Source organism: Pseudarthrobacter sp. J1738 (assembly GCF_050490315.1).
In the GTDB taxonomy this organism is placed as follows: Bacteria; Actinomycetota; Actinomycetes; order Actinomycetales; family Micrococcaceae; genus JBNPEO01.
Window position 1 is genome coordinate 1 of sequence record NZ_JBNPEO010000004.1, and the last position, 22,188, is coordinate 22,188.

Sequence of the window (22,188 nt, forward strand, 5' to 3'; positions counted from 1 at the left end):
GTCAACACGATGTTCTGGGCCCTACCGTGTTTAAGGCACCAGCATTTAATCGTCCCGTTGATACCTGCTGTATTTATGCAGGACCCAAGTTGGCGAAGGTGGCAAGATATGAGGGTGACCGCTCATCAGGAAACCCCGAAGTCCTCAGCCGCCCCGGATGCCACAAAACCCCACGAGCCTGCCGGGACAGTGGTGCCCCAAGAGAAGCTCCGTGAAGAGTACGAGGCACTGGCGGACACCATCCGTCAGCATCGGGTGGCCTACTACCAAGATGATGCGCCCACGATTTCCGACGCTGAATTTGATGAGCTGTTTCGCCGTCTCGAACTGATCGAAGCCGAGCATCCTGAGTTGGTCGCAAACGATTCGCCTACCCAAGAGGTGGGCGGTGCAGCTTCTTCCGCCTTCGCTGCGGTGGAGCACTTGACGCGTATGTACAGCCTCGAGGACGTGTTCTCACTGGAAGAACTTCGGGCCTGGTTACAGAAAGCTGACGACGGCGTAACGCGCCTTGGTTCCGGCTTCCCCGAGAGCGCGTGGCTCACCGAGTTGAAGATCGACGGTCTGGCCGTGAGCCTTTTGTACCGCAAAGGGAAACTCATTCGTGCCGCCACTCGCGGCGACGGCACCACAGGCGAAGACATTACCCATAACGTTCTCACCATCAAGGAAATCCCTCGGGAACTCTCCGGCAACAACATTCCTGAGGAAGTGGAGATCCGTGGTGAGGTCTACATCCCGTCTAAGGAATTTGCCCGGTTCAACGAGGAGCTCATCGCAGCGGGGAAGGCACCTTTAGCCAATCCGCGTAACGCAGCCGCTGGATCTCTACGGCAAAAAGACCCTGCCGAGACCGCCAAACGCCCCTTGAGTATGTATGTGCACGGTATCGGTGCACGCACTGGCCTCGAGGCGAAGAGCCAATCCGAAAGCTACAAGCTCCTCAAAGAGTGGGGCCTGCCAACGAGCCCCTATTTCAAGGTTGTCAGCACCCTGGATGAGGTGCTTGAATTCATCGCCTACTACGGCGAACACCGCCACAGCATCATTCATGAGATCGATGGCATTGTGGTCAAAGTGGACGACTTCGCCACCCAACGAGCCTTGGGCTACACCTCGCGTGTGCCGCGCTGGGCAGTTGCGTACAAATACCCTCCTGAAGAGGTCAACACGGAGCTCCTGGACATTCGCGTCAACGTGGGGCGCACAGGACGCGTCACTCCCTATGGCGTGATGAAACCAGTCAAGGTGGCTGGCTCAACCGTGGAAATGGCCACGCTTCACAACCAAGACGTGGTAATCGCCAAGGGTGTGCTTATCGGTGACACGGTGATCCTGCGTAAGGCCGGGGACGTGATCCCCGAGATCGTAGGCCCAGTTGTTGCCCTTCGCGACGGCACCGAGCGCGCTTTTGTGATGCCTACCGAGTGCCCCTCATGTGGCACTGAGTTGGCTCCGGCGAAGGAAACAGACGTTGACATTCGCTGCCCCAACTCACGCTCGTGCCCGGCGCAGCTCACCGAACGTGTAGCTCACCTTGGCGGGCGTGGGGCGTTCGACGTCGAAGCCTTGGGTTACGAGGCTGCACTTGCCTTAACCGTGGGGCCAGGTGCGGACCCGGCAGAGAATGGGGGACTGGTGCAGCCTTCCGGTGCCGGGGTGATCACGAACGAGTCGCAGATCTTCGACCTCGCCGAGGGTAACTCTGACGATGCTTTGCGTGAGGCTTTGGCTGAGGTCAAGGTGTGGCGTGAGAAGCGTGCCAAGGGCATGGGGGCGGGGCAGTTTGAGTTGGTTCCGTACTTTTGGACCAAGGGCACAGCTAAGGTTCCGTCCAAAGCAACCGCCACCACGCTCAAACTCTTTACGGAGTTGGAAAAGGCTAAGAGTCAGCCGTTGTGGCGGGTCTTGGTGGCGCTCTCCATCCGTCACGTTGGCCCCACCGCATCACGGGCGCTCGCCACACACTACGGATCCATGGAGGCCATTCAGGCTGCAGTGGCCACGGAAGATGCGCAACAACAACTGGCCAACGTTGACGGTGTTGGCCCCATCATTGCCGATGCGTTGATTGAGTGGTTCGCCGTTGACTGGCATCGCAATATTGTTCAACAGTGGGCGGCCGCTGGGGTCAGTATGGAGGACATTCAAGACGCAGCGACGCCACGAACGTTGGAAGGCCTCACCGTTGTGGTGACTGGAACCCTCCCCAACTTCAGCCGTGATGAGGCCAAGGAAGCGATCATTATCCGCGGCGGCAAAGCGTCCGGATCGGTGTCCAAAAATACCAGCTTTGTGGTGGCAGGGGAGGCAGCTGGCAGCAAGCTGGACAAAGCGGAGCAGCTTGGACTTCCCGTGCTGGATGAGGATGGCTTCCGGCTTTTGCTCGCCGAAGGACCGGCAGCGTTCACCGAACAAACAACGCAATCCCTAACGGTTGGAGACACCGAATGAGCACCCAGGTCACCGAATACAGCGAAGACTTCCTGGACGAGCTACTGGCAGTTGCGCGCGAAGCTGCTGCAGCAGGGGCTGGGGTTTTGGCCAAGCGCGGCACAGGTGTGCTCTCCAGTGAGGACTCCGGGGCAAGCAATAAGAGTGCTGACGGCGACTGGGTAACTGCCTTTGACGTGGCAGCAGAAGACGCAGTCCGGCAAGTGATTACCGGCGCCCGTGCGCAAGACGTTATTACCGGGGAAGAACACGGAACAACGCACCCACAAACCACCAGCGGGTTCCGATGGTCAATTGATCCGTTGGACGGAACCACCAATTTCATCCGCAACATCGTTTACTACGGCACCTCGGTGGCGGTGGCCGATTCGCACGGAACTTGGCTGGCCGGCGTCGTACACGCACCGGCGCTGGGACGGATCTACGGTGCGGTTCGCGGCCGCGGCGCGTGGCTGGAAGAAGCTGGCACCACAACAACCCTGACTGGTCCCGCACCGGGGCGTAAAGGCTTGATCTTGGCCTCCGGATTTAGCTATGACCCGTCTATTCGGCAGGAACAGGCAGACGCTTTGGCCCCGTTGATGGATGGTTTCGCTGACCTGCGTCGTTTAGGTTCGGCAGCCTTAGATTTATGTCTTGTGGCGGACGGAACACACGATGCCTACGGTGAACGTGGTCTCAATGAGCATGACTTCGCTGCCGGGGCGTTGATTGCCGAGGAAGCTGGCTGCTGGGTCCGCCGCCCGCGCTTGAAGAGCCCCTTGGATGGCGGTCCCGCCGATGAGGACCGTTTGGCCGCCTGGACCTGCGCCGGCACCATCGAACTTTCGGGCCGTTTTCCGCTCTAATCAGGTGGCTCGCAGGCCCTATTTCTGCTGCGGTGGGTGATAGTTCGATCACTGAAACGCCGTTCTGGCGGCCCGGGGCACAACACAGGACTAAAGTTGATGGGTGCCTTCCCAGACTGTTGTTCGTCCCGTCCGCCCTGAAGATTACGACGCCGTAGCTCGCATCACCCGCGACGCATACTTAGCGGCCGGCCACTTTGACTCCGCCGACCACCCGTACATGCAGCAGATCCAGCGTGTGGACGAGCGGGCAGCCGCGGCCACCATCTGGATTGCCGAGCGTGAAGGGCAGATTGTTGGCTCAGTGACCTTAGCTCTTGAAGGCGAACCGTACGCTGACATTGCCCGCGCCGCTGAACTTGAATTTCGAATGCTGGTGGTGGATCCGGCCGTACAGCGTAGTGGAGCTGGCCGTGCCATGGTTGAGGCTATTTTGGAGTATGCGAGGACCCTCCCAGAGATCAAAACGGTGGCACTAACCACCGGCCTGAATTGGGAAAGCGCTCACGTTTTGTACCAGCGAACAGGTTTTGAGCGCGCCCCGGAGCGAGACTGGTTTGTCCCGGACACGGACATCAAACTGCTTGTTTACACCCAAAGCGTCTAGTCAGGGCGTACTTACTGTGGTCCTCGCCAGGTTGGTCTAGGGGAGCCACCATGCGGCTGTAACCCGGATCGGCAAACAACTCATCGAGATGGCACTTCGCGCGGATGTTTCCCCGAAACATCCGCGCGAAGTGCCATCTCGGCGCTGCTCAGGTGGCATTGAGAACCAACGTAGACTAGTTCGGGAAACCAATTGAACTTTGCAGGGGAGATTCATGACTGCGATCAACCGTGAGGACGTTGCGCATCTTGCGAAACTCGCTCACATTGAGATGACAGATGCCGAACTGGAGCAGATGGCCGGCGAGCTCGCCGTCATTGTTGACTCCGTTAAGAGCGTCAGCGAGGCCGCTGGTGCAGACGTTCCGGCGACCTCGCACCCCATTCCACTGACCAACGTGTTCCGCGAGGACGTTCTAGGTCACGTGTTGAGCATTGAAGAGGTGCTGTCCGGTGCTCCGGACGCCGCCGAGGGCCGTTTTAAGGTTCCTGCGATTTTGGAGGAAGACTAATGTCTGAACTGATTAAATCTTCCGCCGCTGTACTTGCAGCGAAGCTGGCTGCAAAAGAAGCTTCGGCAGTTGAAGTTACTCAAGCGCATTTGGACCGGATTGCCGCTGTTGATGGTGGCGAACGCGGTGTCAATGCATTCCTGCACGTCAACACTGACGAGGCGCTCGCCGTAGCAGCTGACGTTGATGCGCGCCGTGCCGCTGGCGAGGATCTTCACGAACTCGCTGGTGTGCCCATCGCCGTCAAGGACCTCATCGTGACGATCGGCCAGCCCACCACTGCCGGTTCTAAGATTCTTGAAGGCTGGCACAGCCCTTACGACGCCACTGTGGTCAAGCGGCTACGTGCTGCCCGTATGCCCATCCTGGGAAAAACCAACCTTGACGAATTCGCCATGGGCTCATCCACGGAGCACTCCGCCTACGGGCCTACCCGCAACCCGTGGGATCTGGACCGAATTCCGGGTGGTTCTGGTGGTGGCTCGGCTGCCGCCGTCGCGGCTTTTGAAGCGCCCTTGGCTTTGGGCACTGACACGGGTGGATCAATCCGTCAGCCCGGCGCTGTAACCGGAACCGTCGGCGTTAAACCAACGTACGGTGCAGTCTCACGGTATGGCGCCATTGCCATGGCCTCGTCCTTGGACCAGATTGGCCCGGTTTCACGTACGGTCCTTGACTCTGCCCTCCTGCAAGAAGTGATCGGTGGCTACGATCCTTTCGATTCCACCTCGCTCAAGGATCCTTCAACAGGCTTGGCCGCTGCTGCCCGTGTGGGCAACGTGGCTGGAATGAAGATCGGCATCATCAAGGAACTTCACGGCGAAGGTTACCAAGCTGGCGTGGAGAACCGTTTCAACGAGTCTCTCGAGCTGCTTAAAGCTGCTGGTGCTGAAATTGTTGAGGTGTCTTGCCCCAACTTGAAGTACGCGCTCGGTGCCTACTACTTGATTATGCCTTCGGAGGCTTCCTCAAACCTGGCCAAGTTCGACGGCGTTCGCTTTGGTTTGCGCGAACTCCCCACCGAAGGTCCGCTCACCATTGAGCGAGTGATGGCAGCGACTCGTGCCGCCGGTTTTGGTGCAGAGGTCAAGCGCCGCATCATCTTGGGCACCTATGCGCTCTCGGCTGGTTACTACGACGCTTACTATGGCTCGGCCCAAAAGGTTCGTACGCTCATTCAGCGCGATTTCGAAGCAGCTTTCGCTCAGGTTGATGTTTTGATTTCACCCACAGCGCCCACCACAGCATTCAAGCTGGGGGAGAAGCTGAACGATCCGCTCGCCATGTACCTCAACGACGTGGCAACCATCCCGGCAAACATGGCTGGTATCCCGGGCATTTCCTTGCCGGGTGGTTTGGCTGATGAAGACGGTTTGCCGGTTGGTATTCAACTTTTGGCCCCGGCCCGCGAAGACGCCCGCTTGTACCGTGTGGGTGGCGTGCTTGAATCCATGCTTGAAGAACAATGGGGCGGACCGCTCCTGAACCGTGCGCCCGTGCTGGGAGGAGCAAAGTAATGTCTACCGAAGAAATTCTCAGCTTCGACGAGGCCATGGAGAAGTTCGATCCCGTATTGGGCTTTGAAGTTCACGTGGAGTTGAACACCAAAACCAAGATGTTCTCCTCGGCCCCAAATGTTTTTGGCGACGAACCCAACAGCAACGTCAACGAGGTTGATTTGGGTCTGCCGGGCGTTTTGCCGGTAGTCAACAAGGCTGCTGTGGAGTCCTCCATCAAGATCGGGTTGGCGCTGAACTGCAAGATCGCGGAATCCTGCACCTTTGCCCGGAAGCAATACTTCTACCCTGATACACCCAAAAACTTCCAGACCTCCCAGTACGAGGACCCGATTGCTTATGACGGGTACTTGGACATTGAGCTTGAGGACGGTGAGGTCTTCCGGGTGGAGATCGAGCGCGCTCACATGGAAGAGGACGCCGGAAAGCTCACTCACATGGGTGGAGCCTCGGGCCGTATTCAGGGCGCTGACTTCTCCCTGGTGGACTACAACCGTTCCGGCGTTCCCTTGGTGGAAATCGTGACTAAGCCGATTGAGGGCGCTGGACGTCGTGCTCCGGAGCTGGCCAAGGCCTATGTTGCTGCAATCCGCGAAATAGTTAAAAACCTTGGTGTTTCTGATGCCAAGATGGAGCGCGGTAACGTCCGATGCGACGCTAACGTTTCGCTGCGGCCTTACGGCCAGGAAAAGTTTGGTACCCGTTCAGAGACCAAGAACGTAAACTCGCTGCGCGCTGTGGAGCATGCTGTGCGCTTTGAAATCCAGCGCCACGCAGCAGTTTTGGACGGTGGCGGAACCATCGTTCAGGAAACCCGTCACTGGCATGAGGACACCCGCTCGACTACATCGGGCCGGCCCAAGTCTGACGCTGATGACTACCGTTACTTCCCGGAGCCGGATCTGGTGCCCGTGGTGGCTTCGCGCGAATGGGTTGAAGAGCTTAGGGCTACTTTGCCGGAGCCGCCAGCTGAGCGCCGTAAGCGTTTGAAAGCTGACTGGGGTTACTCAGATCTGGAATTCCGCGACGTTGTTAACGCCGGTGTGATGGATGAGATTGAGGAAACCATTTCCGCTGGCGCCACTGCGAGTGTTGCTCGCAAGTGGTGGATGGGTGAAGTGGTTGGCCGCGCCAAGGCCAAGGACGTTGACCCAGGTGCGCTAGGTGTTTCGCCTGCCACCATCGTTGAACTGAGCAAGCTGGTTGAGGCTGGCAAGATCAACAACAAGATGGCCTCAACTGTGCTGGATGGCGTTCTGGCAGGGGAGGGGACTCCTGAAGAGATCATCGCTGCGCGTGGACTTGCTGTAGTGTCCGACGACGGCCCGCTTCTGGAAGCTATCGATGCGGCTTTGGCGGCACAACCGGATGTTGCGGACAAGATTCGTGGCGGCAAGGTACAGGCCGTGGGTGCCATTGTTGGTGGCGTTATGAAGGCGACCCGTGGCCAGGCCGATGCCGGGCGTGTGAAGGAACTGATTCTGGAACGGCTCGGCGTCGAAGGCTAGTTACATAGCCAACGCTTAGCTCAAAAAGCACCCGTTCAGGTAACTGTGCGGGTGCTTTTTTGTGCGCTCAATGCCTTGATGTTCATCGCAGTGCCTGTACTTCCTGCTCCAGCTCTAGCGGGGGCCCTGATTTCTTGTGACATTTCAAGTAGAGACGCTTCATCGCTTGATCCGAGGATTTGTGAATGAAAATACGGGTGTTATTTATATTTCGCACCGTATGGATGAACTGAAGCAGATTTCACAACGCATCACCGTTATTCGTGACGGCGAATACGTTGACACCGTGGATACGGCGGCCGTTTCCATAAAAGAAGTAATTTCCATGATGGTGGGCCGCCGTATCTCTGGGGAACAACGGCCGGCGGTCCCTGACCTGGGCTCGAGTGATATTGTCCTGGAGGTTTCCGGACTCAACACGAAGCCACTGCTCAAGGACGTCTCTTTTGAACTGCGTCGCGGCGAAATTCTGGGATTCGCGGGCCTGATGGGTGCCGGCCGCACGGAGGTGGCGCGAGCACTCGTTGGAGCGGACCGGGCAAGTTTCAGCAAGCTTCGGGTCCATGGCAAGGACGCAGTCATCGCCAATCCGGCCGTGGCAGCCAAATTGGGTATCGGCTACTTGTCCGAGGACCGCAAACACCTCGGTCTGATGCTCGAACGCGACGTCAAAGAAAACATTATGTTGTCTTCATTGGGCGTGAATTCTTCGCTCGGTTGGATCAACGATGCTGCTTTGCGGAAAACGGCCGAAGAACTTCGGCAGAAATTGCGCATCAAATCGCCTTCCGTGAATCAGCTAGCGCGTAATCTTTCGGGCGGAAATCAGCAAAAAGTTGTTATTGCTAAATGGCTCGTTAAAGATTGCGACTTACTCATTTTCGATGAACCAACGCGAGGCATCGACGTTGGTGCAAAGGAAGAGATTTACAAGCTCCTGGAAGAGCTTGCCGCGGCCGGAAAAGCGATCATTATGATCTCCTCCGAGCTTCCCGAAGTCCTTCGGATGTCACACCGTATTGCGGTGATGAGCGAGGGTCGAATCACAGGGTTCCTCGCTAATGACGAAGCCACCCAAGAAAAAATCATGGAGCTAGCGACCCAACGCGATGTTCCTCTTCACCACGACGAATTGTCCGCCACAGCCACGAACGGAGCAAAGAGCGCATGAGCCTCTTGGACAAGACCCCAACCTCGGGCGCTGAAGCAGCCCACCAATCAACGTCAGGTAGCACAGCGACGGCGCTGTTATCCCGAGTTCGATCCTCTTTGCAGCAACTATTAGCCTTCGGATCGCTGATCGTTCTTTTGGTGTTCTTTGGCATCATGAATTCGCGCTTCCTCCTGCCAAGCAATCTTTCCGACATCCTGCTCTCCACTGTGGTGATCGGCTTATTGGCTCTAGGCGCAACATTCGTGATCATCACAGGCGGCATTGACCTGTCAGTTGGTACAGGAATGAGCCTGTGTTCGGTGATGACAGGCGTGGTCCTCACCTATATGGGAATGCCCTTGTGGCTAGGCGTACTCGCCGGAGTCCTGATGGGTGCCGTGATCGGAGCCGTCAACGGTGCCCTTATTTCCTTCCTCAAGATTCCTCCTTTCATCGCCACTCTGGCCACCATGATGGTTGCTCAGGGCCTAGCCTTGGTGGTTTCGGGGACCAAGCCGATTTACTTCACCAGCACACCGGGCTTCTCCAACCTCGCCCTCGGTAAACCGATTGCAGGACTGGTCCTCCCCAACGCCGTGTTTATCTTCTTCGCTGTCGCGGTGATCGCCGGGCTAATTCTGAGCAAAACGCTCCTGGGCCGCTATACGTTCTCCATTGGATCCAATGAGGAAGCCACAGCGCTTTCGGGAATCAACGTTCACCAGTGGAAGCTCTGGATTTACACGGCAGCTGGTGCATTTACTGGCTTGGCCGGTGTGATCATCGCAGCCCGTTTGAATTCCGCCCAGCCCGGGCAAGGGATGGGCTATGAACTGCAGGCGATTGCCGCCGTCGTCATTGGTGGAACGTCTCTTGCCAGGGGTAAGGGTTCCATCGTTGGCACCGTCATTGGTGCCCTCATTATGTCCGTCCTGACCAACGGACTGCGGATTATTTCGGTACCGCAGGAATGGCAGAACGTCGCCATTGGCGCCGTGATTTTGGTGGCCGTCTACCTTGACATGCTTCGCCGCAAGGACCGCGCTGCCAGCTAACGCCCAAGCATAAACAACAAACTCACTACCAACGCATCAGAGAACAAAGGAGTTTTCACTCATGAACAAATCCCTGTACAACCGTCGGTCCTTCCTGACTCTTGGCGGCCTGGCCCTCGGTGCCGTGGCTATCGCAGCCTGCGAAGCCCCGGCAGGTTCCGGATCAGCCAGTGCCAGCAACGGCGCCAAGCCGTACATCGCTATCGTGTCCAAAGGTTTCCAACACCAGTTCTGGCAGGCCGTCAAGCAAGGCGCTGATAAGGCAGCCAAAGAATTCAATGTTGAGGTCAGCTTCGAGGGCCCCAACACGGAAAAGGATGTTGATCAGCAGATTCAAATGCTGACCACCGCCTTGGGCAAGTCTCCTGCGGCCATCGGCTTCGCGGCGCTGGATTCCCAGGCTGCCACCCCGCTGTTGGAACAAGCCAAGTCAAAGAACATCCCGGTCATCGCCTTCGACTCCGGTGTTGATTCGGACATTCCGCTGGCCACCGCCTCTACCGACAACAAGGCCGCTGCAGCCGAGGCAGCAAAGCACCTCGCCGAGTTGATCGGAGGCTCCGGCGAAATCGCGATCGTTGGCCACGACCAGACGTCCAAGTCCGGTACTGACCGCCGTGATGGTTTCAAGGAGTACATCGAGGCGAACCACCCGAACATCAAGATTGTGGCCATCCAGTACGCCGGCGGTGACCAGTTGCTCTCCGCCGACGCTGCTAAGGCCATCATCACGGCACACCCGAATCTTAAGGGTATGTACGGCACCAATGAAGGCTCCGCTATCGGTGTGGTGAAGGCCGTTGAAGAGCTCAACCTCAAGGGCAAGCTCGTCATTGTTGGTTTCGACTCCGGCAAGGCTCAGATGGATGCTATCCGCAGTGGTTTGATGGCCGGCGCCGTCACGCAGAACCCGGTGGGTATCGGTTACGAGACGGTCAAGGCTGCCGTCGCTGCGATCAAGGGCGAGAAGGTAGAGAAGGTCATCGACACCGGCTTCTACTGGTACGACTCCAAGAACATCGATTCGGAGCAGATCAAGCCGAACTTGTACGAATAAATTGCTCGGGACAAACTAAAACAGGGCCCGACGGCGGTAGTCAGCTACCGCCGTCGGGCCCTGTTTTTATGGTGTACCGGTTTTATGGCGGGCTGGCGGGCTGGCGTGCTGGCGTGCTGGCGTGCTGGCGTGCTGGCGGCGCTGGAGGGAGCGAGTACTAGAGCGATTGGCGCAGCCACGTCTCAACGCCGCTGATATGGACAGTTACCAGTGCGCGGACCAGTTCGGCATCGCCGCGTTCTAGCGCGTCGGCGATGGCTTTGTGTTCAGCCAAGGTGTGCGCAACTGCTTTGTCCTGCGTGAGGCCGCGCCAAATGCGCGCACGGACAGTTCCGGAAGAGAGCGCCTCGAGCATTCCGCTCAGGTAGTCGTTACCTGCAGCCTTGGTGATGATGCCGTGGAATGCGAGGTCGTGGCTAACGAGCTGCTCAACATCGGTATTTTCGTCAATGCCGTCCATGGTGGCGCGCAGCGAGTCGATGAGCTCGGGTGTCATATGGCTCGTGGCCAGGAATGCGCTGGCCGGCTCTAAGATGCGGCGTACCTCGAAGAGCTCCAGAATGGAGCGGTCTTGGTGCAGATCCACCACAAAAGCCACTGCCTCGTTGAGCAGGCTGGCGCTCAGGCTCGTGACGTAGGTGCCGTCGCCCCGACGGACATCGAGGACGCGAATGAGTTCCAGGGCCTTGACTGCTTCACGCAAGGAACTGCGGGACAGGCCCAAGCGTTCACTGAGTTCTTTTTCCGGAGGGAGCCTGTCACCGGGGCGCAAATCGCCGCGGATCAACATGTCCTTGATCTTGCCAATTGCCTCATCTGTGACAGCCATTCAGTCATCCTAACCGTGAATCATCGGATGTTTGGAGCAACCGTGCCGGTAATGGCCTTCGATTCGAGCTCAACCATCAGCGCTTGAAGGCGTTCGCACACTGCCATCACCGAGCGGCGCTTGAGGTTTTCCGGCCTCGCCAGGATGTCAATTCGGCGTCTGGTGTTCAGTCCTTTAAGCGTGCGCAGGACCAGCGTCCCTTGCAGTGGCGATCCCTGCGCTAGGGCACGCCCCGCCGTGTAGCGCGGAAGCAACGCCAGCACTCCTCCGGCGGCCACGAGGGAGGCGGCAGTCGAATAGTCGTTGATGCGGTGCGCAATGTTGCTCGGGGTGCTCGTGACGGCGGAAATCGCTGCCAACACATCGGCCGGTGAATAGCCCGGCCTGCTGGTCACCCACCGCTCGGTAGCAACATCAGCCGGTGTGAGGTGCGCTTTCGCGGCCAGCCGGTGGCCGTCTGGCAAAGCCACATCAAGCGGTTCATTGGCCAAGGGGATCACGGCCACCTGCTCCGTAGGCCACGGCGGGCTGTGATCCATTCGGTGAGCCAGTACAACGTCATAACGTGCGGTCAGCCCCGGAAAGTCCTGTTGCGCTACGTCTTCGTCAGCAAAAAGCACCCGTGGCTTCGGCTCCGGGGAACTATCTACTGCCGCCGCAAGAGGGGCAAAGAGTGCTTGCCCAGCGCTGTGGAAGCCGCACACGCTCACCTCGGCGTTTTCGTCGTCGTGATAGGCGCCGATCGCGGCCCGCGCGTCGGCCATAGCGGCAACGACGCCGGCACCCGCCTTAGCCAGCACCGCCCCGGCGTCAGTGAGTACAAGATTGCGGCCATCTTTGCGGGTCAGTGGCACCTGAACGCTCTTTTGTAAGAGTGCCAGTTGCTGCGAGACAGCGGAGGGGGTGACCAGCAGCGTCTCGGCTACGGCCTTAACGCTACCGAGCTCGCCGAGCTCGCGCAGGATCTGTAATTGATGAACTTCCATACCCCAGCATAAACATAAGCAAAGACTTAATCGTTGATTGAGTAAATCCTAGTTGTGCTAAGCGTTTTCACGGGCTCTAATGAAGTGAAACAGACCACATATTCAGGAGATGGACCCCCATGAAGGCACTGTACAAACCGGGCCCACAGGCAGGCTTCGAGCTCACCGAACGCCCCGAACCCGAGGCTGGCGCCAACGAGGTCAAAATCCGCGTCCACACCACCGGAATCTGCGGCACCGATCTCCACATCCAATCCTGGGACGCCTGGGCAGCCGCCAACATCAACGCACCCCTGATCGCTGGCCACGAGTTCTACGGCGAAGTGGTGGAAGTCGGCGAGGACGTCCTGGATGTCAAGGTGGGGGACAGGGTTTCAGGCGAGGGCCACGTGGTGTGTGGAATCTGCCGCAACTGCCGTGCCGGGCGCAAGCAGATGTGCATCAACACCGTCTCCGTTGGTGTCCAGCGCGACGGCGCGTTTGCCGAATACGTGGTGATCCCGGAAACGAACGTTTGGGTTCACCATGATGAGTCAGTTACCCCGGAACTCGGTGCCATCTTTGATCCCTTCGGAAACGCCGTGCACACTGCCTTGAGCTTCCCGCTGGTTGGTGAAGATGTGCTGATCACTGGCGCAGGCCCCATCGGTCTTATGGCGATTGCCGTGGCCCGCCATGCTGGTGCACGCAAGATCGCCATCACGGACGTCTCACCCACACGTTTGGACTTGGCCCGGAGCATGGGAGTGGACCTCGCGATCGACGTCTCCACCACACGGGTCAAGGACGCCCAGCGGCAGCTTGGTATGCGAGAAGGCTTTGACATCGGACTGGAAATGTCTGGTCACCCCACGGCCCTGCCGGAAATGATTGAGAACATGAATCATGGCGGCCGGATTGCCATGTTGGGGCTGCCCAGCCAGTCAATCAACATCGACTGGGGCAAGGTGGTTACCCACATGCTTACCCTCAAGGGAATCTACGGCCGCGAAATGTTTGAGACCTGGTACGCCATGAGCGCCATGCTCTCATCCAACACAGAGCTTCACCGCAATATTTCGGCAGTAGTTACCAACGTATTGCCCGCCTCGGAATGGGAAAAAGGCTTCGAAACCGCCCGTGCCGGAATCGCTGGCAAGGTAGTACTCGACTGGACCCGGATCTAAGGAGAACCATGTACAGCTCAATGAAAGGCCAACTCGCCACCGAGTTGCAGGAAATCCGCGACGCGGGCCTGTTCAAAAACGAACGCAGCATCAACTCGGCACAATCGAGCCACATCACCGCTGGGCCCATCGGCCAGCCCGGCGCCGAGGTCCTGAACTTCTGCGCCAACAACTACCTCGGCCTAGCGGATCACCCGCAGATCATCGAGGCGGCCAAGGAGGCCATGGATTCGCGCGGATTCGGTATGGCCTCGGTGCGTTTCATCTGCGGTACCCAAGACCTGCACCTCGAATTGGAACAGCGGGTCTCCGCATTCTTGGGCACCGAGGACACCATCTTGTTCTCGAGCTGCTTTGATGCCAACGGCGGGGTTTTCGAATCACTCTTTGGCTCGGAAGATGCCATCATCTCCGATGCCCTCAACCACGCCTCGATCATCGACGGCATCCGCCTGTCCAAGGCCAAACGTTTCCGTTACGCCAACCAGGACATGGCCGATCTTGAAGCTAAGTTGCAAGAAGCCTCAAGCGGTGAGGCCCCTGCCCGCAGGAAGATCATCGTCACGGACGGCGTCTTCTCGATGGATGGGTTCCTGGCCCCGCTGGAAGCAATTTGTGATTTGGCCGAGAAATACAATGCCCTCGTGATGGTGGACGACTCGCACGCCGTTGGTTTTATGGGTGCCACGGGTGCCGGAACGCCCGAGCATGCAGGCGTGAGCGACCGTGTGGACATCTACACGGGCACCTTCGGGAAGGCGCTCGGCGGCGCATCTGGTGGTTACGTCTCCGGCCGTTCGGAGATCGTGGCCATGCTGCGTCAAAAGGCCCGCCCGTACCTCTTCTCCAACTCCTTGGCACCGGCCATCGTTGCGGCCACCATCAAGGCTCTGGATCTGGTGCAGAACTCGGGTGAGTTGCGCACCAAGCTCTTCGAGAACGCAGCCCTGTTCCGCCGTCGTATGACTGAAGAGGGCTTTGAGCTCCTTGACGGGGAGCACGCAATTGTCCCGGTGATGTTCGGTGATGCGGCGCTGGCCGGGAGGATTGCCGACCAAATGCTCCAGCACGGTGTGTACGTCACGGCGTTTAGCTTCCCGGTGGTGCCGCGGGGCGCCGCGCGCATCCGGGTTCAGCTTTCGGCATCTCACACAGCGGACGACGTCGAAAAGTGCGTCAGCGCGTTCCTCGCCTCGCGCGCCGCTGCGGCTTAGCCCGGGCTGCTTAGACGCTAGGAATCCGGCTTCGTAGCCGGCTTGTCCGAAATGCCAGACGGCGCCCTCTGATTTGGGGGGTGTCGTTTGGCGTTTGCGGCAAGAATAGACGAATGAGCACACCCACCCCGCAGAGCACACTGATTACCAATATCGGCGAGCTAACGACCCAGGACCTGGAACACCGAGTCCTCAAAAATGCAGCAGTGGTGATTGAGGGCGAACGCATCGCGTGGATCGGTCCGGCGGATCAGGTACCTGCGGCGGACACGGTGGTGAACGCCGAGGGCCGTGCTGTGCTGCCGGGGTGGGTGGATTCGCATTCGCATCTGATCTTTGCGGGGGATCGCACTGCTGAGTTCGAGGCCCGTATGGCGGGGGAGAGCTACAGTGCTGGCGGCATTGGCGTCACCATGAACGCGACCCGGGCCACCGGCGACTATGACCTCACACGCCTAGCCTTGGGCAGGGTGGCCGAAGCCGTCTCCGGCGGAACCACCTACCTTGAAACGAAAACCGGCTACGGCCTGGACATCGAACATGAAGCACGTAGTGCGCGCATCGCGTCCACGGCCGTGGATGAGGTGACCTTCCTTGGGGCTCACCTTGTGCCTCAAGGCCAGGACGCCGAGGAATATACGGAGCTGGTCTGCGGCCCGATGCTTCAGGCAGTGTTGCCGTATGTTCGTTGGGCCGATGTGTTTTGCGAACGCGGCGCGTTCAACGAGGAACAATCACGCCGTGTCCTCCAGGCCTGCCGTGCGGCCGGCTTGGGGCTTCGAGTTCATGGCAACCAGCTCGGCGAGGGGCCCGGAGTAAAGCTTGCCGTGGAGTTCACGGCAGCCAGCGTAGACCACGTGAACTACCTTTCGGACGCTGATGTGGAGCTCTTGGCCAGCAGCTGGAATGGATTCGACCCCACCACGGGAGCAGGGGAGCGCGGAACTGTGGCCACGTGTCTGCCCGCGTGTGATCTCTCCACTCGCCAGCCGCTCGCGCCTGGCCGGGTCTTGCTGGATGCTGGCGTGCAGATTGCCCTCGCCTCCAATTGCAATCCCGGCACTAGCTACACGAGCTCCATGAACTATTGCGTCACTACCGCCGTGCTCCAGATGGGGCTGAGCGTCCACGAAGCTGTGCGTGCCGCCACTTATGGTGGGGCCTTGGCCCTGCGACGGGAGACCGGTACCGATACTGACGGGCAGCGCGCGGTGGGCTCAATCGCCGTCGGGCACCGTGCCGATTTGCACATGCTGCGCGCTCCAAGCGCAACTCACCTTGCCTACCGGCCGGGAATGCCCATGACCCACGCCGTATGGCGTGCCGGAAAGCGGGCTGTATAAGTTTCGCAAAACGCCGCACAACGAACGGCGGCGGCACCCCCGAAGGGGAGCCGCCGCCGTCGTGATCTGTTTTGTTAGAAATGACCTACCGGTGTTAGCCGGCTGTCACGGTAGGAGAACGTACGCTGCTTAGGGGTTGCAGACGAATTTTGCATCCGCGCAATCGCCCCAGTCATCACCGGCGTCGTCTCCATTGCTGTCGGCGATGAGCTCAACGTTCTGCTTTCCGGTGATATCAACATTGACCGGCAGGGCTGCCGAGTCTGCGCTGAGCACCGGGCTGCGGAACAGTTCCACGCCGTCTGCTTTCACAATAAACACCACGGATCCGTGGAGTCCCTTGTTCAGTTTGATGTCATCAACACCAACCTTCGCTTGGAAGGACTGGCACTTTGCCTCGGTGCTGATCTTGACGTTGGAGTTAGCGTGGACGCCAAGACCCTTGGGGTATACGACGCCGTCCAGCGTCAGAGCGGGGCCGTCGCCAGCGATGTCTTCACCATTGGCCATGTCACGTTCTGCCGGTCCCCACCCATTGGTGGAACTGAGCCACGCCAGATCCGATGCGTAGACAGTTCCCGAAAGCTGCACAGCAGGCGCTTCGGTCACAGTGTCAGAGCAGGTGAACTTGGCGTCCGCCCAGTCAGCGTGGTCATTACCGTTGCCATCCGGGGTGGTGCCAACTACCAGGTCCACGTACTGTGCACCGCTGACGTTCACGTCCAGCGGGAGCGTTGCCGAGGTTGCACCCAACACCGGGGTAGTGGTGAGTGTTTTGCCGTCGGCCACCACGCTGAACGTTACCGAACCACGGCTGGCCTGCTCGTCGTCAATACCCACAGCAGCAGTGAACTTGGTGCAGTAGCCGCCCAAGAAGTAACGAACCGTCGAAGGGGCGTGAGTTCCCAAGCCCTTCTGGTAAACAACACCATTGAGCGTGATGGGTGCTCCATCGTTGAGTGAATCCTCGCCGTTAGATTGGTCCTTTTCTACCGGACCCCAACCATTTGTTGATGAAACCCACTCGTGGTCACTTGCAAACACGGTGGTCTGCGGTGCCTTCGGGAGAGTTTTGATGGAAGTACTGCCGGTGACAGTGCGGGCACCGTCAGGCGTGTTGTAGGTGCCAGTCAAACCGATGGTGAAGTTACCGTCGGCCGAACCGGGAGCGGTGAGCTTCCAGTGGGTCGTGAGAGTTCCGCCAGCAGGCAAGGTGGCTGCCGTGGCGGCGTCGCTTGCCGTGGCAGTCCAGCCCTCAGGCAAAGTCAAGGCAACCTTCACGTTGCTGATCGCTGTGGGTTCGGTAGAGCGCAATACCGTGGTGAAATCGGTCGCTTTGCCCTGCTGGACAACATCGGCACCCAAGGAGCCAGAAATGGTTGCACAGGCCGGGACCTCAGTAGAAGCGCCAAGGTCTTCTACCAAAAGGTTGTCCAGCGTGAAGTCTGCACCGTTATCCGACGCTGTGCGCTGCAAGCCCACAAAGTAGGAGCCACAAGAGCCCGCTGTGAACTGCTGCTCGAAGCGAGTGGTGTCCGTTTTCTTCGGCAAAGCCTGAGAACCGGTCACGCTCGAACCCTTTGTGGTGTCGTAGCCAGAAACCCAGACGTACTGGCCATCCTTGGTGTTCTGGTAATCGAAAGACACCTTGTACTTGTGGCCTGCTTGGAACTTCAGAGTGCTGTCCGCCGTGCGGTAGACAATGCCCGGACCACCGTTGGGGGCAAGATTCTCATCGTGCGCAATCAAGGACCAGTTTCCGGCGAGAGTCTCGTCGATGGTGTTGTTGTCCCAACCCTTTTGGGTAAAGGGTTCGTTGCGCTCGGTGATGTGGGTACGCGGGTCGGTGGAACCACCGGAGTTGCCCTTGACGAACGGACCCCAGCCCTGATCAACGTTTTCAAAGTCTTCGCTGAGGACACCGGTGGTAGCCACCCGGGAAGTCTTTACGGCGCGGAAATCGTCAACGCGGACCTTGGCTGTCCCCGCTGCGGCGCTCAACTTCACGGTTGCCTTGGAATCATCTTCGGGAACGTCGATCAGTACCCGAACCCGCTGGAAGTTCGTATCGTGCTTCTCATCCGCTGCAACATAGTTCGTAGCCGTGGACGTATCTATCGTGTAGCTCTGCGCCTTGCCGTTGATGTCCACGGACAAAGTGGTGGGACGGCTCTTGCCCGGCTCAATTTCGAGCCAAGCGCTCACCGAGTACGTGCCTGCGTCAAGATTCTGCACCTGCTGCGAGATGCTTGAAACGCCTGCGCCCAATTGTGCGTAGCGGCGGCCCAAGCTATCCCGAACCTGCGTTACCGAACCGCTGGGGTTCCAAGCAGTAAGACCGTCTCCATTAAAACCCGGGTCGGTGAACGGGGTACCGGAACCGAAGTTGGCCTTCTGGGGCAGTGCGCTGCTGTTGCCCTTGGGGCTGAGCACGTAAGCCTGGCCCGCAGCAGCCGTGTAGCTGATGGCCCCGTTGACCACGGGAAGGTCAGTAATCTTCACTCGGCCGTTGTCGGTGAGTTTGAACAGTGCCACTGACGTAGCATTTGCGAACTCGCTAGTGAGCTTCCAGTTCTGGGCGCCGCTGGTGGCGCTGTAACCGTAGAGCTTGTCGTTAGTATCGTTGTCCTTGGAAGACCACGGCAACAAGTAGGAAGTTCCCTTGAGGACTGAAGTGCCACCGACGGTGATGTTGCGGTCCGCAGCATTGGTACCGGTCACTGAAACACCGTCGGCGAGGTCAATCTTGTCCGCCGTCCACTTAGTAATGGCATGGTGCTGGAGGAACTTGGCCGGAAGGTTGGATTCCCACACGTTTTTGCTGAAGGCGTTGTAGTCGTTCTGGCCGGTCCATCCTTCGAACTCAACAATGTGAGAGACACCCAGCTTGGGATCCGGGTTCCACACATCGGATTGAGTGTTGTTGATGAAGCGCAGAATCTGGGAATTTACGCCCTTATTGCTGCTTCCACCGTAGTTTTCGTCATTGGCCCAGTGCGACCAGGTGTTGTTCTGGCCCAAGTGATCGGCCCATTCAGAACCAACACGGAAACCATTTTTGACCAGTTCGCTCTGCAGGCGCTGTGCCAGCCAGCCCCACTCGTAGTAGACGTCAACGTACGCGAAGTCGAGGTTTTCATCGGTGGCTTCACGCAATTGCTTGATGCGTGTGGCCAGCTTGCCGCTAACAATGTCTTGACGCTGGTTAATCAGGTAGGACTGATCGAGCCAATTCCAGCCCAATGCTTTGTCCGCGCGCAACAGGTCTTCGCTGAAGGACTTGGCCTCGGGGTAAATCTCGGTGGCGTTGATGTGCACACCAAAGGAGGCGTTCCACTTTTTGCCCTCTTTAACCATGGCGTTGAGATCATCGAGCCCGCCGGCACGGGTGTTGAAGTTGTCTCCATAGTCCGTGTTCGCGGAGTCGTGACCTTCGGACGTAAAGCCCTTGAGCATCGCAACTTGTCCTAGACCATCGGTGGCTAAGGAAATGCGTTTGACGTCATCAAGAGTGCGCAGGAACGGGTGCGTGGCTTGGGACGCGAAGTTGAAGGGGATGTGGGTGATGACGTTGTTCGGCGTCTGCTCACCCTTATTTGCCTTGACTTCAATGTCGCGCATGGCGATCGCCGCGTCTTGCCAGTCAACCGTCTTGTCAGCGTTGGCGTCGGCGGTGATCGCGACTCGCGTCCAGGGAAGTTCTTCTGTCTGGCTGGAACCATCGGCGCGGTACAGCCACTGTCCGCTGGCAATGCCAGATTCCTTACCACCGTCGGCGGTGGCTACGGTCTGGTGCCAGAATCGGCCAGAATCCTTGTAGCCAGGTCCTGAGGAAGTGTCGTAGAGGGCGTTCGTTTCAAAGGCTGCGCCCAGCTCGGCGGTGTTGGCAAGTGCATAGGCGGACCCTTTAGCCGAAGTGTCCACGGCTGTAGCTGCCGTGATCGGGATAAAAGCATCGCCGCTGACGGACCGGTCCACCGAGAGGTTGGCGGTGGAAAGCTGCGCGCCGGCCTGGGCCGAGGACACCGTCACCAAGTTCAGTTTGGGCAGCTGAACCGTTTTGACTTGGTTTGCAGCTGTGTCATTGATCTTGGTGATGTTGAAGTTGACCACGTTCTTGTCCACCGAGAGTTTGGCTTCCAGAGTGATTCCGCCCAAGGCTGGCACGGTCAGAACGTAGGTAATCGTAGTGTCGTCAACTACCGAAGACGTGACAGTTACGGGCTGCTCTGTGCCATTGATGGTGATGGTCTTCAGGGCAGAAGGCGTACCGGCAAGTGACTTGCCCGTGGCGCGGTCGGTGTAGCTGATGACCTGCGGGAACGACTTTGAAACCAGCACTGTCAACTTGTTGCTCTTGAGGACTACCGAGCCCGCTTGAGCTGTTTCGGTAGAGGGCGCCGCGACGGCGGGGAGGGCCGCGATTCCCAGCGCTGACGTTGATAACGCAGCGGCAAGGCTGAGGGAGAGTGCTCTCCCAAGGGGCCGAATGCGGGGCATTGCTGCTCCTTTGTGATCGAAAATGAGAAGAATCGCTCATTAATGTGCGATACCTATCAACATTGTTCATTGTGAAGCCGATCACAAGGGTGGTTGAGGAAGAAATTGCTGTCTCCGGAGAGATTTTTGCCTTAATAACCCCCAATTGCGGCTAGATTTGCAGGAAATAAACGCCAAAGGTGGAGAAAGCCGCTGCGGTGAGCTAGCTTTAAGTTGATTGATATTTGGCGTCAACGAGCAAGATTGCTCATAAGTAGCGCGCGGAGCAATCACTGCAGTACCAACCCACCAATCAAGGAGCCAGTAAAGATGTCGGAGAGCACTCTCGGCGCATTCATGGACGAGGAACTGACCTCGCAGCCGGAAACCTGGGCCAAAGCTATCGCGCAGGCCAAAATCGAAAACGTCCTTCCACAGGATGGCGAGCGCGTAGCAGTCATCGGTTGTGGCACCTCATGGTTTATGGCGCAGAGCTATGCAGCCGCTCGCGAAAGCGCGGGCAAGGGCCTGACAGATCCCTTCGCCGCTTCTGAAGCGTTCCTGAACAACAACAGCGAAGCCCGCAACTATGACGTAGTAGTTGCCATTACACGCTCAGGCACTACTACTGAAGTTTTGGACTTGCTCCGCGAACTCAAGGGCAAAGTGCGCACCGTCGCGATCATTGGCGACGTCCAGTCCCCGATCATCGACCTTGCAGACGAGATTATCGGCTTGCCATACGCGGATGAAAAGTCGGTGGTGCAGACCCGCTTCGCCACCACAGCATTGGCGTACTTGTTGAGCAGCCTCGGCGAGGACCTGTCTTCGGCGATCGAGGATGCCAAAGAAGCAGTGTCTGCTCCGGTTGAACAGGAGCTGATCGACGCCGAACAGTTTACGTTTTTGGGCCGAGGCTGGACCATCGGCTTGGCTCATGAAGCTGGTTTGAAGATGCGAGAGGCTGTACAGGGCTGGACCGAGTCCTACCCCGCCATGGAGTACCGCCACGGCCCCATCTCCATCGCCGCTCCGAACCGCGTGACCTGGCTCTTCGGTGAGCAGCCCGAGGGTCTGGACAAGGACATGGAAAAGACTGGTGCCTTGTACCTGCACACCGACAAGCACCCGCTCGCCGAGCTGGCTCGCGTTCACCGCGTGACCCTTGAGCGTGCCCGTGCCCGCGGTCTGAACCCGGACGTTCCGCGCAACTTGACTCGTTCAGTGATCTTGGCGGACGCCTAAGGGTATTGCTGTACTGAACCACAACCTCTTCTCGGAAGGCTCGGAAAGTAGATGGCGCTAGGGATAGCACGTGCGGCGGTGTTGGCGTTCGACGTCGGCGGTACCGACATGAAGTCTGGTCTAGTTGCCGCAGACGGCACGGTGCTGGGGGGGGGGGGGAGCCCCACGCCCCCCCACCCCCCCACCCCCGCAGAGAACAGGCCGAGAAACGCCGCC

16 protein-coding genes are annotated in these 22,188 nt (G+C 58.6%); 13 read left to right on the top strand and 3 right to left on the bottom strand.

The annotated features are described in order from the left end of the window. The first annotated feature begins 114 nt into the window (after positions 1-114). The 9 genes from ligA to ACQR35_RS07815 all read left to right on the top strand — a co-directional run bounded on the left by ligA (position 115) and on the right by ACQR35_RS07815 (position 10,710). Positions 115-2,454, top strand: a complete 2,340-nt coding sequence (ligA, locus tag ACQR35_RS07775; protein ID WP_430269712.1) for an NAD-dependent DNA ligase LigA — start codon at positions 115-117, stop codon at positions 2,452-2,454. Beyond that, positions 2,451-3,302 (top strand): inositol monophosphatase family protein, encoded by an 852-nt coding sequence (locus ACQR35_RS07780; RefSeq protein ID WP_430269713.1) that lies wholly within the window; start codon positions 2,451-2,453, stop codon positions 3,300-3,302. Before ligA ends, ACQR35_RS07780 begins: the two co-directional genes overlap by 4 nt. 103 nt (positions 3,303-3,405) lie before the next feature. Next, positions 3,406-3,909: a GNAT family N-acetyltransferase gene (locus ACQR35_RS07785; RefSeq protein WP_430269714.1), complete on the top strand. Its 504-nt coding sequence runs from the start codon at positions 3,406-3,408 to the stop codon at positions 3,907-3,909. Between the two features lie 214 nt (positions 3,910-4,123). Continuing rightward, a complete protein-coding gene (gene gatC, locus ACQR35_RS07790; protein WP_430269715.1) occupies positions 4,124-4,420 on the top strand; it encodes an Asp-tRNA(Asn)/Glu-tRNA(Gln) amidotransferase subunit GatC in 297 nt (98 codons plus the stop codon). Beyond that, complete coding sequence (gene gatA, locus ACQR35_RS07795) at positions 4,420-5,937, top strand: Asp-tRNA(Asn)/Glu-tRNA(Gln) amidotransferase subunit GatA (protein ID WP_430269716.1); 1,518 nt, start codon at positions 4,420-4,422, stop codon at positions 5,935-5,937. The genes gatC and gatA overlap by 1 nt, the downstream gene beginning before the upstream one ends. Continuing rightward, positions 5,937-7,445 carry an Asp-tRNA(Asn)/Glu-tRNA(Gln) amidotransferase subunit GatB gene (gene gatB / locus ACQR35_RS07800; RefSeq protein ID WP_430269717.1) on the top strand — a complete coding sequence of 503 codons (1,509 nt, stop codon included), beginning with the start codon at positions 5,937-5,939 and terminating at the stop codon, positions 7,443-7,445. Before gatA ends, gatB begins: the two co-directional genes overlap by 1 nt. 181 nt (positions 7,446-7,626) lie before the next feature. Further along, positions 7,627-8,616, top strand: a complete 990-nt coding sequence (locus ACQR35_RS07805) for a sugar ABC transporter ATP-binding protein (RefSeq protein ID WP_430269718.1) — start codon at positions 7,627-7,629, stop codon at positions 8,614-8,616. Further along, entirely contained in the window at positions 8,613-9,653 is a 1,041-nt protein-coding gene (locus ACQR35_RS07810; protein ID WP_430269719.1) for an ABC transporter permease, read from the top strand. Before ACQR35_RS07805 ends, ACQR35_RS07810 begins: the two co-directional genes overlap by 4 nt. Positions 9,654-9,714: 61 nt before the next feature. Then, positions 9,715-10,710, top strand: a complete 996-nt coding sequence (locus ACQR35_RS07815; RefSeq protein WP_430268489.1) for an ABC transporter substrate-binding protein — start codon at positions 9,715-9,717, stop codon at positions 10,708-10,710. 157 nt (positions 10,711-10,867) lie between these two features. On the opposite strand, the gene ACQR35_RS07820 is transcribed toward ACQR35_RS07815, so the two are convergent. Further along, complete coding sequence (locus ACQR35_RS07820) at positions 10,868-11,539, bottom strand: FadR/GntR family transcriptional regulator (RefSeq protein WP_430268488.1); 672 nt, start codon at positions 11,537-11,539, stop codon at positions 10,868-10,870. 20 nt (positions 11,540-11,559) lie between these two features. Then, positions 11,560-12,525, bottom strand: a complete 966-nt coding sequence (locus ACQR35_RS07825) for a LysR family transcriptional regulator (RefSeq protein WP_430269720.1) — start codon at positions 12,523-12,525, stop codon at positions 11,560-11,562. 119 nt (positions 12,526-12,644) lie between these two features. Here ACQR35_RS07825 and tdh point away from each other — a divergent pair, with 119 nt between their 5' ends. From tdh to ACQR35_RS07840, 3 genes are all read left to right on the top strand, one after another. Further along, the gene (tdh, locus tag ACQR35_RS07830; RefSeq protein WP_430269721.1) at positions 12,645-13,691 is read left to right on the top strand and encodes an L-threonine 3-dehydrogenase; all 1,047 of its coding nucleotides are present in this window, start codon (positions 12,645-12,647) and stop codon (positions 13,689-13,691) included. A gap of 8 nt (positions 13,692-13,699) precedes the next feature. Further along, positions 13,700-14,905, top strand: coding sequence for a glycine C-acetyltransferase (locus ACQR35_RS07835; protein ID WP_430269722.1), 1,206 nt, complete (start codon positions 13,700-13,702; stop codon positions 14,903-14,905). Positions 14,906-15,018: 113 nt separating this feature from the next. Beyond that, positions 15,019-16,248, top strand: coding sequence for an amidohydrolase family protein (locus tag ACQR35_RS07840; RefSeq protein WP_430269723.1), 1,230 nt, complete (start codon positions 15,019-15,021; stop codon positions 16,246-16,248). Between the two features lie 129 nt (positions 16,249-16,377). Here ACQR35_RS07840 and ACQR35_RS07845 read toward each other — a convergent pair whose 3' ends face one another. Next, on the bottom strand, positions 16,378-20,748 hold the full coding sequence (locus ACQR35_RS07845) for an endo-alpha-N-acetylgalactosaminidase family protein (protein WP_430269724.1): 4,371 nt from the start codon (positions 20,746-20,748) through the stop codon (positions 16,378-16,380). Positions 20,749-21,057: 309 nt separating this feature from the next. Here ACQR35_RS07845 and ACQR35_RS07850 point away from each other — a divergent pair, with 309 nt between their 5' ends. Further along, positions 21,058-21,972, top strand: coding sequence for an SIS domain-containing protein (locus ACQR35_RS07850; protein WP_430268482.1), 915 nt, complete (start codon positions 21,058-21,060; stop codon positions 21,970-21,972). The last annotated feature ends 216 nt before the right edge of the window (positions 21,973-22,188 follow it).